The organism is Vibrio sinensis, from assembly GCF_003605645.1.
Classification (GTDB): domain Bacteria; phylum Pseudomonadota; class Gammaproteobacteria; order Enterobacterales; family Vibrionaceae; genus Vibrio; species Vibrio sinensis.
Map to the genome: position 1 here is coordinate 128,036 of NZ_QVMU01000002.1, position 14,529 is coordinate 142,564.

Sequence of the window (14,529 nt, forward strand, 5' to 3'; positions counted from 1 at the left end):
TTAGCTTGGGCCGTTTTTATCCAAGATAAAGTGTGACCCAAGCTTTAATTATCTAGTTATTATTAACAAACCTCATCAATTGAGGTTTTTCTGAGATCCGACTCACGGAACAACATCTCTTAAATCATTAGTATGCGCGTCACGTGTTGAGCAAGACTAACTTGCAATAAACCATACGAATCATGGTCCCTCTGACCTTGTGGCCGTACAGCGAACGCCCTACACAATAATGATTTACTGGCGGCCACCCATCTTCCCAGCCCAATCTTCTGCTTGTTCTGCATGCAATCTTGGCGCTTGAATGACCAAATTGGATAATAGACGAACCTGCTGTGCTAATGCTTCATTCCATTGCGGCCAAATCCGAGCAATATAAACGTTATTCCCCTCTCCACTTGTCATATAGCCATCGTTAAACGTATCGACCATTTTCTTGAGTGACTTTTCTTCATCGTCAACCCAATTACCGCGAGAAAAGCCCGCTTCGATATTCGCTAATGCCGTTTGTGGAAAATAAGCTAATGGCGCAGTCATGCCTTGGTAAAATAAACCAATCAGTTCCGCTAATAAAGATTGAGCATGAGCAGCATCAGCAAGGGGAGGATAAACGAGATGAACGACTCCCTCTTTGCGGTCATAACCAATTAAGTGGGTCGGTTTTGCATGCCCCATTGCGCTCATGGCTAAATGATCGATCCAAGCCGATAGGTAGTCTTGCGCACGTACGCGACCACTGCGAGAACGAATAAGCCCTGAAGCATAGCTGCTAGTAAGCCACCCCACCAATCGCACCGGTTTCGCTTCACCTAACACGTCAAACGTCAACTTCACTTCTAAATCATCAGTTGCACTGCTGCATAAATAAGCCAGCTTATCCGCTAATTCTTCCGCTTGAACTCGGTTGGTTTCAAATTCAATTTCACCAAATGCACCAATAGGTAGCTTGCCTTGTGCCCGTTGTTCTTTTACAAAGCCATCCATCACTAGATCACGAGATACACCTTCAATGTGCTGTTCACGCAAAGCATCGAGCAATGAATCTCGCATTTGATAACTCTCCAAACCATTAAGAACAAAAGGCTCGTCATCTTCCATCACTGGCATTGGCGGTTCAAATTGAACTTTCAAACGTCGATTAAAGAAGTACTGCACAGGTAAGCGCCAAAAACGTTGGAGTTCAACGAGATCTAGCTCAATTGGATAAGTCACATCCAATAAATAATCCGCCAAATCTCGGTTAAATTCACCACTTCTCTGCCCCAAGCGATTAACGACAGGCAACCACTCTTTGGCGTAACTAGGTACTTCTGACAAGAACGCAGAAGCACTAAAAGGGACCATCGCATGATGGGTCACTAAATTATCTAATAGTCGCTTACCCGAATCATCACTCGGTTGGTTCTCATCACCTTCTAAACAATAGTTTTGATGACAATATTCCATCAGTTCCGTGACCAATACTGACGGAACTCGCGCTGTATTATCTTGAATCGAACGACCAACGTAGCTGACATAAAGCGTTTTCTGAGCGGATAATAACGCTTCCAAGAAAAGGTATCGGTCATCATCTCGACGAGAACGGTCACCGGGTTTGGTTCGACCATTCATCAAGTCGAATCCCTCTGGTGGCATAGAGCGAGGATAAACGCCGTCATTCATTCCAAGTAAACAAACTGTTTTAAATGGAATTGAACGCATTGGCATTAGCGTGCAAAAGTTAACTTGCCCAGCTAGGAAACGCTGGCTAATGCGCGTCCCAGAAAGCTTATCTTGTAGATACTGAGCCATAACGGCTGGCGCGAGATCTTGTTCATACGCCGCATCTTGTAACTGCTCTTTTAGAGACGCTAACGTATCGCGTATCGATTTAAGAGCCGCTTCTCCCTCAAGTTCTACTGAGAAAAAATCATCCAGTAAATGAGTAAGCACTTCTCGCCATGCATCTATCGATTGTGTGCGAGTCAGCTTAATTCGATATTCACTGATCGTTTCAATAAACTGCGCCAGTTTTCCAGCCAGTTCAGCCCCCATACCTTGCACTTCGTTGTAAGGCGCAAGCGCCCCATCAGGCAAAGAAAAAAGTCCGGCTGATTCAGGCATGGCATAGCCCAGCAACATACGCTGAATACCAAATTGCCACGTGTTTTGCTGGGTCGCTGGTAGATCAAATTCTGGAGCAGTCGTTTCATCGAGCCCCCAACGAATGCCAGACTCTTCAACCCAGCGTTTCGCCTGCGCAAACTCATCTTGGTTTAACGCAAAGCGTTGTAAAATGGTCGGTGTTTCTAGAAGCTCTAATAATTCCGATGCTAAACAACGTGTGTGGGGTAAATTCACCAGCTGCAAGAATGCCGCAAGAATCGGACTCTCTTGATCCGCCGTTCGGTCTGAAATCGAATAAGGAATAAAACGCTCACCCGGTGCATTACCAAACACCGCCTGAATGGCTGGGCTGTAGGCATTAATATCTGCAACCATCACGATCACATCGCGTGGTTTTAAATTTGGATCGGCATCGAACATGGCAAGAAGCTGATCGTGCAGCACTTCAACTTCACGCATCGCACTGTGGCACGCATGTAAGGTGAACGACTTATCGTTCGAATCGATGGTCTGCTTGTGGTAGCTAGAGTCTAATAAACTATCATCTTGGTGCTCTTCTAGCCCAAGAATATCCGCTTGAAGATGGTGCAATAAACTGTCACGGTCAACATCGACAAAAGCTTCAATTTCATGTGATTCCAGCTGTGACAATAAGTACATATTGTCTCGGCCTAACTTGCCCATTGAAGCCAATAAACTATTGCCGACCACATCAATATGTAACTCGTCAGCGAGATTATCTTCGATACTGCCTTTTAGTTGTTCACTTTCGCCAACAAGCTGAGAATGATCATCTTGCCATACGACTTGCTGACGATGTTTAGCGGCTAGACGCGCCAAATATTTACGATCACGCACGTCGCCCCAATAATAACGACATGGGTTAGTGAACATCAGGTGTACATCGATGTGCTCACCGATCGCTTTCAATGCATCCATGTAACGTGGTGGAAGTGAAGTAATACCAAAAACAAACAATCGTTTAGGGAGATGTTCAAATTGACCGTTAAAACTTTCTAACGTATCAATGAAGTGCTCGTATAAGTTGGCTCGATGATAAGGAGATTGACCAAGCGAAACCGTATGATCATAAAGTGTCTGCCACAAGATAGGCTGCCAAGGGAGTTCTTCCTCTAATTCAGCGATGGTTTCTCCCGCTTCCCAAGCAGCGATCCACTCTGGTCGATACACCAAATAACCATCAAAGATATCCGCGATTTTTTCCGACAATTGATACAACTTAGAGCCGTCATCATCACCAGCTAAATAACGCTGTAATGGCGCAAACTCTTCTTGTTCAAGCTGTGTAGGAAGTAAATGCATAAGCTTCCATGTCATCGCTTCTTTATTGAACGCACTACGTTTAGGCACGTCAGGAAGAACCTGAGTAAACATGTTCCAAATAAAAGTAGCGGGAAGAGGGAATTCTAGGTTGGCGGCAACGCCGAACTCTTTCGCAAGCTCCATCTTCAACCATTGCGACATACCCGGGCTTTGCACCAAGATTTGTTCTTTTTCGAATGGGTTTTCTAAAGGGCTCAGCCGCACAAGTTCAACGAGTAAAGACTTTAAAACATCGACTTGGTTTGAATGGTAGACAGTAAACAAAAGGCACTCACACTAATCTTGTCGCAATGACTGTTGAGATTAGCATAAGTGCCTTTTTTTCTTGAGTGATTGTTGTAAAAACCTATTGGTTTAAACCTAATGTTTTAAAGCATAGGGCTAAGCCCCTAATCTCTTGTTTCACTAGTTATTTATCGTCTGTTACATGCGACGAACTAAAACACGATGTGGTTTATAGAAAGCCAAATAACGAATCGCTACATAGCTCACTACGACTGTTGCAACCAATAGTTCAAAACTCGCTAACCAATGCACTTGGTTTACATAATGGGTTGCAACGCCAATGCTATCCATCCAATGCGCTAATTTGTACAAAGCCGTTGAACCAATCACCATAGGGAAGGTGAACGCCGCATAGCCTGGACTAAATGGAAGACGAAGTAATTTAAAGAAAGCTAAGTAAATAATCGCTGTCATCAATACTGCAATACCAAATAGCACACCAATAATCACAGGTGATGGATCAGATGTCACCGTTAGGTAACCAGCCAAAGAGAGACTCGCTGGCGCAGCTAAAATAGCTAATGTAGGTTTTGCTGCATCTGGAATCTCATGAGTAAAGATAAAGCGGTAAATCATCACTGGCAACAATACTGCATAAGCGATAATACCAAACCAAAGTGCACTTTGAGCGACACCGGCTAACGCTGGAGTACCTGAAAAAGAGACATCCGCAACGATAATGCCAACCGGTGGCACAAACCAACTTGGTACCATGTGGTGCAATTCAAAATTTTGCATACGATGGTAAGCAAAACTCAATAAGAAAATTACATGCATCGCAACAGCAGCAAGCCATAACGTGTCACCGGCAACTGGGAAAAAATGACCTAAAGAATTGGATACGACCATTGTTGCCATGGCAAAAGTAGGAACAACGCTACCAACAACTGGGTGCGCTATATCTTGACGTAATAAGTGACCATGAAAAGCAAATTTGACGGTTAAGATGAACAACAATACTGCGGCAATAGCCGCGCCAGTCCACTGTGCATAACCATGTAATGGCGTAAAGTTTTCCCAGCACCAGCCTAAACTTGCAATCCCTAACGCTAAGCCTGCCATTGGGGTTGGTGCTCCCATTACTTTTGCTTTTGTCGCTTTAATCATGCTTGCCTCTGAATACTTATTTTACTAGGTGTTATCGCCCCCACCGTACTTAAAGTTGTGGGGGAGTCTTCAATAGGAGAAGTTTACGCTTGCACTTCGTTTAATTATATCTAATTATTTAGAACACTTGTTCAGTTTTACTAAACGATTAATTTTCTAGCGCTCGATTGGTTCAAACTGCCTTTAAAAACTATGTCTAAACACGATATTTTGAAAGTGACACTATAAAACTATGGCTGCCAATATTTCTCTTAAGCAACTTAATGTCTTTATCACCATAACAAGGCACGACACTCTCACTGCGGCTGCAGAAGCTCTCTTTCTTTCAAAAGCAGCGGTCAGTATGACTCTCTCTGAACTAGAGAAGCAGATTGGGCATTCCTTGTTTGATCGAGTCAATAATCGACTCATCATCAATCAGGAAGGGCAAAAGCTCTTGCCTGTGGCCGATGAACTTCTCCATCGAGCACAAGATATTGAATCATTGTTTGAGGGGGACCAAGGGCTATCGGGTAAGCTGAGAATTGGCACCAGTGACACGATAGGCAATCAAGTCGCACCTTACTTAATCCGAGACTTTCGCCAACAAACTCAACATAAAGAACAAAGCCTATTTATTTCCAACTCTGCTTTGATCTGCCAAAAAATTGTTGATTACGAGCTCGATATCGCATTAATAGAGGGAAAAACCCTCCACCCCGCTCTGATTTCTACCCAGTTTAGTGAAGATGAAATGTGCATTATCTGCGCCCCCAACCACCCTTATGCCGACAAAGATGGGTTACATGTTGAAGTTCTAGAAAACAGTGAATGGATTTTACGCGAACCGGGCTCTGGCTCGCGGGAGTTTTTTACTCGAGCGATTGCACCACGCATTGAGCATTGGCATGAATCATTTCAGCTAAACACCACTGAAGCCTTAATTAACAGTGTTTCTGCTGGACTGGGGCTGGGATGCTTATCGCGTTTAGCTGCAGAGCCAGCGATTAAAGACGGTCGAGTAAAGCAACTTAAACTACCACTGGACATGAAGCGACGTTTTTGGCTCTTGGTACATAAGGAAAAGTATCAAAACCCATTGCTGAAACGCTTTATTGAATTTTGTCATCAATGGCAAGCGCCAAAACAAGATCAAAAGATACGTTGATATTTTCGACGTAAAGGAGCAAAAGCTCGCCACTTAAATCGCACATTTGATCCATCACCTAGACTTAACTGGTCAAAAACTGTATAACTGTATACATAAACAGTACAATTAATATACTAGAGGACCAACCATGGCTGTAATCGTCAAGTACGTGGTAGAACGCAACGGAGAAGAGAAAATGACTTTTACCTCTAAAGCGGACGCTGATGCATACGACAAAATGCTCGATATGGCAGATGAACTATTTCAACTGCTAGGTAAAAGTGAATTGATCGAAGACGAAGCGAAACAAGAAGATCTAGCAATGTTCTTGGCGCATAACAAAGAAGAATTGCTTTACGCTATTGGTGCTAAGCGCAAACCAGCGCCAAAAAAAGCAAAGAAACTTGAAGCCGTAGAAGACGCTGACGAAGAGCAAGAAGACGCAGCTTAATGCCCGTTTAGATGATGCGAATCATCGCGCTGTTCTATTAAACTTTTTTGCAAATTGTTTCTAAAATCTATTTCTGTAAACCATTTTGCAAGCAATAAAAACCGAGGCCAGCGCCTCGGTTTTTTTATTTCTAGATACCCATCGTTAGTGAGCGCTACGGCTTTTCACATCATGATTTAGTTCTTTGTTCAATTCCGCTTCCACATGACCAGGTGAACGGGTATGCGCTGAAATCAAGCGATACATAGCCGGAATAACAAACAGTGTTACCAAGGTAGCAAAGCCCATCCCAAAGAAAATCACCGTACCCACAGCAACTCGACTTTCATAACCCGCTCCCGTTGATACAATCAGAGGGATTGCGCCAGCCAATGTGGTAAAGGCCGTCATCATAATAGGACGTAGACGACGTGCTGATGCATCGATGATCGCTTTCTCAAACTCAAATCCACGATCGCGTAGCTGGTTAGCAAATTCAACGATAAGGATACCGTTTTTCGTTACCATACCAATCAACATGATCATCCCGATCTGGCTATAGATGTTGAGCCCCTGCCCCATAATGAATAAGCCAAGGAAGCCACCAAATACCCCCATTGGTACTGTGAACATCACCACCAGCGGGTTGATAAAGCTCTCGAACTGCGCAGCAAGAACCAGATAAGCCACCAACAATGCCAAACCAAACACAACCAAGATGCTCGATTGATTCTCTTTGTAATCTTTAGATTCACCAGAGTAGCTCACCGAAATATCACCCGGCAGAATCTCAATCGCTTGTTGATCAAGATAATCTAACGCTTCACCTAAGGTATAACCATCAGATAAGTTCGCTGAAATCGTGACTGATTTTTGCTTATTGTAGTGAGCAAGACGAATTGATGATGCCACTTCTTCAATTTTGGTTACCGCATCTAGTGTTACCAACTCACCCGAATTCGTCCGCATGTAGATTTGGCCGAGATCCGACGCATTATTGAAGCTATTTTCGTCGCCACGCAGGTAAACATCATACTCTTCGCCACGTTCAACAAAGGTCGTTTCACTCTTACCACCCAGCATAATTTCTAATGTATCTGAAATATCAGCCACACTGATGCCAAGCTCAGCAGCACGTTGTTTATCAATGGTAACCACTAATTCTGGCGTTTTCTCAGAATAGTTAATCTCAGCCCCTTCCATCATCGGAGAGTCTTCAGCTAATTGCTGCAGTTTCTCTGACCATTCTCTTAGCTCAGGGTAGTCCGAGCCACCCAGTACAAATTGCACAGGCTCACTTGAACCACCTCTAAAACCAGGGGTAAATGGGAAAACACGGACATCAGGCAAACCTGTTAATGCTTTACGCACTTCACCTAATGCCGCTTGCGCTGTCACTGAGCGATCATTCCAGTCATCCAAAATCATAATAACGAAGCCCGTTTGGTCTCCGGCCATACCACCAAATGCTGGTGACTGGATGCTGAATGATTTAAGGAAACCTTGCCCCAATAACGGCATCAAACGATCTTCAACCAAGTCCATATTAGCTGACATACGGTTGTAACTGGTTGCATCTGCACCACGAACAAAGGCAAAAATAACACCTCGGTCTTCAGATGGCGTCAACTGTGATGGCACTTGCTTCATCAAACCGTAACTACCACCAATACATGACAAAATGATCAATGGAGCAATCCACTTCCACTTCAACGCACCCGCTAACATCTTGCGATAGACTTGCTCAAGGCGAGAGAAAATCTGATCTACGATTTGATTAAAACGATTCGGTTTAACGTTCGCTTTTAAGATCTTACTGCCTAGCATTGGTGTTAGCGTCAGAGCAATCAACGAAGAGAAGATCACAGACATCGCGAGGAGCACCGAAAATTCGGTAAACAACAGACCAACCATACCGTCCATAAAGGAGATCGGTAGGAATACCATTACCAAAACAAGTGTTGTTGCGACCACCGCAAAACCAACTTCTCGCGTCCCTTTATAAGCGGCTAATAGTGGTTTTTCACCATTTTCAATGTGGTGGAATATGTTTTCGACCACCACAATCGCATCATCAACCACCAAACCAATCGATAAGATCAACGCCATTAATGTGATTAAGTTGATGGAAAAGCCAAAGTAATAGGCCGCAATAAAAGAGGAAATCAGTGAAACGGGTACGGTTACTGCCGGAATCAGGGTTGCTCTCGCTTGACCGATGAAAATATACAACACCAAGATCACTAAACCGCCAGTGATAAATAATGTGCTGTAAACTTCCTCAATCGAACGTTCAATGAAAACCGTTGAATCGTAATCAATCGCTAAACGCGTTCCTGTTGGCAAGAATTGTTGAATTTTTTCAACTTCCGCATGAACCGCTTCTGCCACTTCCAATGGGTTTGCATCCGACTGTGGAACAATACCGAGGCTAACGTTAACAACGCCATCGCTCTTAAAAGTCGAGTTTTCGTTCTCGGCGCCAATATAGACATCCGCCACTTCTTTTAAGTAAATCGGTGTGTTGTCTTGGCCACGCTTAACCACTAAATACTGGAAATCTTCTACTTGGTTGTAACTACGCGCGGTACGTACTGACATAACAATTTGGTCATTTCGAACCTCACCGCCCGGGCTTTCCATATTTTCATTACGCAAAGCTTGGGTAATATCAGCGGTTGTCACGCCACGCCCAGCCATTAATTCAGGCTTAAGCTTCACGTACATAACTTTGTAAAGACCACCAGAGACATCCACTGAACTGACACCAGAAATCAAACTGAAACGGTCCAAAAGAACACGCTCTGTGTAGTCCGTTAGCTGAGTTCGGTCCATATCCGAAGAACTCAAGTTGATGTATAACGAGGCTTCACCTGAACCATTGTTTTTATAAACAATCGGATCATCAGCTTCATCAGGTAACGAACGCTGGGCTCGAGCCACCGCATCTCGCACATCACTCACCCCAGTATTAAGGTCATAACCTAATTCAAAGGTAATAGTAATACGCGACATACCATTTCGAGTCGTCGACTCTATCTCATCGATGCCACTAATACCGGAGAGCTGTTCTTCCAATATTGAGGTAATCTGACTTTCAATAATCGTCGCAGAAGCACCGGTGTAACGGGTGCTGACCGATACCACCGGATTTTCAATATCCGGCATTTCACGCACAGCGAGTTTAGAAAAAGAAACAATACCAAATACGCATAGCAATAAGCTTAAAACCAGCGCCGAGACCGGACGCTTAACGGATACGTCGGACAACCACATTAGTTATTGTCCTTCTGCTTTGCACGACCATCGCTACCAAGCTCTGAGACTGATGCCCCATCACGCATGTTAACAATGCCCTGAACAACGATTTTTTGACCTATCTCTAAGCCTTTTTCAATCACAACCTGGTTTTCAACACGAGCGCCCAAAATAACTTCAGTGCGTTTGGCTTTATTATCTTCACCAACCACATAAACAAAGCGTTTCGTACCGGAATACTCCAATGCTTGAACCGGGATAATCGGCGCTTCGATTGGCGCAAAATCCATGTCTGCCGCGACTAACATACCCGGTTTCAACTGGTTATTGCTGTTATCGAAATGAACGCGAACACGCAAGTTCAACGTTTCAGGATTAATACGCGAATCAATGCCAGATACCGTACCGGAAAACGTAACCCCATCCCATGCACTGCTTGTTGCTGTAACAGGCATCCCTTTTTCTACCTTTGAAAGGTAGCGTTCTGGGACTTGCAGATCGAGTTGCATCACTGACAAGTCATCTAAGTTCAAAAGCTCTGCTCCTGAACTAACGATTTTGCCCTCGCTAAAATCAATAAACCCAACCGTGCCAGAAAATGGCGCCGAGATATGCAAATCATTTAACGCTGCTTGAGCCGCATCTAAACGAGCCTGACCAATTTCAACACGTGTTTTCTGTGCATCAATTTCTGTTTGAGTGATCGCATTTCTAGAGACCAAACGCTCAAACTCTTTCAATTTACGCTGCTCATCTTTTAGATAAGCTTTAGCTTCAGCAACCGATGCGAGCGCTTTGTCATCATTCATTTTCACCAATAGCTGTCCTTTACGAACATCTTGGTTTGCTTTCACTGCTATGGTTTCAATTTTTCCTGAAACTTCAGGAGCCACAACCACTGATTGCTCAGCTTCTAATTTACCGATCAAAGAAAGAGATTGAGAAACTTGATGAATTTGAACTTGTTCGGTAATAACAGTGATGGCTTGAGGCCCCATCGACTTTTTCGCTTGTATCATCGGTGATACCGACAAAATGGAAAGCGACAATAAGCTTAAAAGAATTTTGCGTTTCATCTGACTTAACTTCTGTATATATGAACTCCATACATTGTACCTTTTAATACAAAGCCCAAACGTCAAGGAATGTAAATTGTGCTACACAAACTGTAAGTTCTGTTGGTTACAAGTGGTTCGATTTTTCACGTATGTCCGGTTTGTTTTCTTTGCGTTATAGATCGACAGCTCGCTAATCCTCTCAATTACCTAACTAAATGCGTAAATATAAGTATTCAGCCCTCCTTAAATTTCAGTAGGAATAGGATAGTTCTATTAAAAAATAAGCAATTACGACCCTCTTTGCCCAAAAAGACATCAGTCGATTCAAAATCATAAGAAAACTCTTTACAGTACTTATGAGTTTGCTATGATGCGCTCCGACCTTGAGTGATGCGTTGGGAAAACTTCACTTGAGCTTATTTTTAAGAATAAGAAAACACCCTGGAGGGGTTCCCGAGTGGCCAAAGGGAGCAGACTGTAAATCTGCCGGCTCCGCCTTCGATGGTTCGAATCCGTCCCCCTCCACCATATTTCTTCTTATGACACTCTTTGTGAGTGGTTATGAGAAACCACTTGAATGATGTGTTGGGAAAACCTCATTTAAGCTTACTTTGTAAAGAGTAAGAAAACACCCTGGAGGGGTTCCCGAGTGGCCAAAGGGAGCAGACTGTAAATCTGCCGGCTCCGCCTTCGATGGTTCGAATCCGTCCCCCTCCACCATATTATCTTGTGACTATCCTTGGGATATGTTGTGAGAAAACCTTGAAAGATGCGTTGGGAAAACGTTTTTCAAGCTTACTTTTAGAGTAAGAAAATACCCTGGAGGGGTTCCCGAGTGGCCAAAGGGAGCAGACTGTAAATCTGCCGGCTCCGCCTTCGATGGTTCGAATCCGTCCCCCTCCACCATATTATCTTGTGACTATCCTTAGGATATGTTGTGAGAAAACCTTGAAAGATGCGTTGGGAAAACGTTTTTCAAGCTTACTTTTAGAGTAAGAAAACCCCTGGAGGGGTTCCCGAGTGGCCAAAGGGAGCAGACTGTAAATCTGCCGGCTCCGCCTTCGATGGTTCGAATCCGTCCCCCTCCACCATATTCTTGATAAAGAATCGAAAGCCAGCTCATTGAGCTGGCTTTTTTCATATCTATCCTATCTAAACTAAGTAAACTCATAGCGAACATTACCCTTTGCTGAACAGGGAAACATCTCTGCTAACTTTTACCCTATTCTCTACCACTCGCTGCGTTAAAATAATGATATCTTAATTTACTTGAGTAATATCCATGGCTTACCAAATTGAAGTTTGTATCGATAATTTAGAATCTCTTCATCGAGCAATTGCGGGAGGCGCAAATCGTATTGAACTTTGCTCATCACTGGCTCTTGGTGGCCTCACTCCTAGTTTTGGCTTTATGCAAAAAGCGGCACAAATCTCACCAATCCCTGTTTATGCGATGATTCGCCCACGACAAGGTGATTTTATTTATGATCAAGACGATGTTGATGCCATGTTATTGGATATTGAAGCCACAGCCCAAGCAGGTTTGCAAGGCGTGGTCTTAGGCGTACTAACGCCTCAAGGGACCATTAATATGACTCAAGCTGAACTCTTAACAAAAACAGCACACAAGCTCGGATTAGGTACTACATTCCACCGCGCTATCGATCAGTGTAGTGATGTAGAGCAAGCCCTTGAACAAATTGCAGAACTTGGTTGTGAACGAATACTCACTTCAGGCTTAGCGCCCAATGTTGATCAAGGTGTCACAATGCTAGCGCAAATGGTGAAACAAGCGAATGGACGTTTTGCTATTATGGCTGGGGCAGGCTTAACCGCTGATAACGTAAAATCTATTACCCAACAGACTGGTGTTACTCAGGTCCATTTGTCAGGAAAGTCGACACGTAACAGTGAAATGGAAGCCACGTCTGAACAAGTAAAAATGGGGAATAGCTCGATTGATGATTTTATCATCCCTGTTACTGATAGTAACAAGATCGCTGCCGTTAGCCGCATTTTAAGCGAATAGCCATCTATTATTTGCTGATATCTCAGTGCTAGGATAAAGCAAACAAAGGAGAGGATAATGAACAAGGATCTGTTTTACAGCTTAGATTTAAACCTGCTAAGAACGTTTCTCGTCCTTTCTCAAGAGCGTAATATGCGTAAGGCATCCAAACGGTTATTTGTTTCCCAACCGGCAATAAGCCAAGCGTTACAAAAACTACGCCATCACTTTAACGACGAATTATTTGTCAAAGTTCATGGTGGTATCGAACCAACGCCATTTGCCCAAAATCTAGCTGATACCATTACGCCTCACTTGGATGGCCTTGCGAGCAGCTTAAATCAAAGTGAAGAGTTTGATCCACTCAAAATCGATGTTCCGTTACGTATCGCTGTTGCCCCTATTGTACTGACCTGTTTATCCGGTAATCTTTACCAGCGCCTTAACTCTCTCGCTCCTAATTGCAGTATCGAACTACTAAGTTGGAGCAAAAATACTTTTGATGAGATTCAAAATGGTGAGATTTTACTCGGGATTAATTATGATAACGATGCACCAAAACATATCTACTCACGTCAATTAATTGAGCTCACATCACAAGTAATTGTGCGCCAAGGGCATCCCGTCAATAAACCAGTTGTGACCGCTCATGATCTTTCAGGATACGATATCGCTTCTATCATAACTCCAGGCTGGAATGACAACTTTAGCCTTGCTGCAGAAGTGATGAAACGCGAGGGAATTGAAGCCAATGTTAAATTCCGCAGTGAATTTGCGATGGCAGCGGTTGATGTGATCATGCACAGCGATCTGTTTATGCCCCATTCTGATCTATTCCCTATCCAGCAATACCCTCAGCTTAGAGCAATGCTGGCTCATGTGAATGGTCAACCCTTTCATTACCCTATCTATGCTTACCATCACATCAAATATCGTCATAACCCTCTGATTAACTGGCTATACGAGCAAATTTTTCTGGTGCTACAACAACAAATCAATCGTAATTAAGTAGTAAGTCATTAGAAGACTAATAAGTATTGCTTATCATCACTATAACTCCTGACCATTAGAGCTAAAAATTCTTATCAGTATCATAGCCTCTGTTCCCACTGTTTCGTTATGGATGGCGAATAAGGAAAGGCTGAGCGGTCACCATCATAGGTACTCATTTGATTAACCAGTTTGTCAGCTTATTTCTCCCTGCCTTAGGACGAGGCAACGTGATTATTTCTTCTGACTTTAGGTTATGACTATGAAAAAGACTCTCATTGCAGCAACACTACTTAGCTCTTTAGTTCTGGCGGGGTGTTCGTCCTCTGGTGGTTCTGCGCACGATAATGGTACAGAAGCAACACCAGAGCGATTACCTCCAGTCTGGAGCGGTCCCGTTGTCCCGGACGATCAAACGCCTGATCGAACGCCTCCAACATGGGGTGGTGTTGATAATAACATTGACCCAGATTTTGGGGTTCCTGTCGCCCCTGTGCAACCGCCAATCATCGAGGGCGAAGAAACTCCAGATCGACTCCCTCCGACTTGGGGTGGCGTAGATAATAGTGTTGACCCTGACTTTGGTATCCCTACCGATCAAGCCCCAGACCGACCAAGCCCAGACTTTGGTGAAGACATGCCAACTTGGGGTGGTGAGTGTGGCTCAACCGATGGGGGGGCGAACTGCGGCGCTTTACCACCAAAACCGGGAGTTGGAGTACCTGACCGTCCTATTCCGGAAGTCGATAGCATTGACCGTCAATCAGTTCGAGATTCAATTCGCGCACGTCTTAATCGATAACCTACCCTAGCCCTT

The 14,529-nt window shown here is 43.9% G+C and carries 9 protein-coding genes and 4 tRNA genes; 9 read left to right on the forward strand and 4 right to left on the reverse strand.

Annotated elements, in window-relative coordinates; translation table 11 throughout:
- Positions 1-234 precede the first annotated feature (234 nt).
- Together recC and DZ860_RS04110 are read right to left on the reverse strand one after the other, a co-directional pair.
- Positions 235-3,711, reverse strand: a complete 3,477-nt coding sequence (recC, locus tag DZ860_RS04105; RefSeq protein WP_120029656.1) for an exodeoxyribonuclease V subunit gamma — start codon at positions 3,709-3,711, stop codon at positions 235-237.
- 159 nt (positions 3,712-3,870) lie between these two features.
- On the reverse strand, positions 3,871-4,839 hold the full coding sequence (locus DZ860_RS04110; RefSeq protein ID WP_120029657.1) for a TDT family transporter: 969 nt from the start codon (positions 4,837-4,839) through the stop codon (positions 3,871-3,873).
- Positions 4,840-5,071: 232 nt separating this feature from the next.
- Here DZ860_RS04110 and DZ860_RS04115 point away from each other — a divergent pair, with 232 nt between their 5' ends.
- Both DZ860_RS04115 and DZ860_RS04120 read left to right on the forward strand, forming a co-directional pair.
- Positions 5,072-5,986, forward strand: coding sequence for a LysR family transcriptional regulator (locus DZ860_RS04115; RefSeq protein ID WP_120029658.1), 915 nt, complete (start codon positions 5,072-5,074; stop codon positions 5,984-5,986).
- Positions 5,987-6,116: 130 nt separating this feature from the next.
- A complete protein-coding gene (locus DZ860_RS04120) occupies positions 6,117-6,419 on the forward strand; it encodes a YebG family protein (RefSeq protein ID WP_120029659.1) in 303 nt (100 codons plus the stop codon).
- Between the two features lie 144 nt (positions 6,420-6,563).
- On the opposite strand, the gene vexH is transcribed toward DZ860_RS04120, so the two are convergent.
- Positions 6,564-9,674, reverse strand: coding sequence for a vibriobactin export RND transporter permease subunit VexH (vexH, locus tag DZ860_RS04125; protein WP_120029660.1), 3,111 nt, complete (start codon positions 9,672-9,674; stop codon positions 6,564-6,566).
- Positions 9,674-10,732, reverse strand: coding sequence for an efflux RND transporter periplasmic adaptor subunit (locus DZ860_RS04130; protein ID WP_120029661.1), 1,059 nt, complete (start codon positions 10,730-10,732; stop codon positions 9,674-9,676). Before DZ860_RS04130 ends, vexH begins: the two co-directional genes overlap by 1 nt.
- Positions 10,733-11,157: 425 nt before the next feature.
- On the opposite strand from DZ860_RS04130, the gene DZ860_RS04135 reads away from it, so the two are divergent.
- The 7 genes from DZ860_RS04135 (at position 11,158) to DZ860_RS04165 (ending at position 14,514) form a co-directional block, all read left to right on the forward strand.
- A tRNA-Tyr gene (locus DZ860_RS04135) sits at positions 11,158-11,242 on the forward strand.
- Between the two features lie 107 nt (positions 11,243-11,349).
- Positions 11,350-11,434: transfer RNA gene (locus DZ860_RS04140), tRNA-Tyr, on the forward strand.
- Between the two features lie 101 nt (positions 11,435-11,535).
- Positions 11,536-11,620 (forward strand) — tRNA-Tyr (locus DZ860_RS04145).
- Positions 11,621-11,720: 100 nt separating this feature from the next.
- Positions 11,721-11,805 (forward strand) — tRNA-Tyr (locus DZ860_RS04150).
- Between the two features lie 191 nt (positions 11,806-11,996).
- On the forward strand, positions 11,997-12,743 hold the full coding sequence (locus tag DZ860_RS04155) for a copper homeostasis protein CutC (protein WP_120029662.1): 747 nt from the start codon (positions 11,997-11,999) through the stop codon (positions 12,741-12,743).
- 57 nt (positions 12,744-12,800) lie between these two features.
- Entirely contained in the window at positions 12,801-13,730 is a 930-nt protein-coding gene (locus DZ860_RS04160; protein ID WP_120029663.1) for a LysR family transcriptional regulator, read from the forward strand.
- Positions 13,731-13,974: 244 nt separating this feature from the next.
- Positions 13,975-14,514, forward strand: a complete 540-nt coding sequence (locus DZ860_RS04165) for a hypothetical protein (protein WP_120029664.1) — start codon at positions 13,975-13,977, stop codon at positions 14,512-14,514.
- The last annotated feature ends 15 nt before the right edge of the window (positions 14,515-14,529 follow it).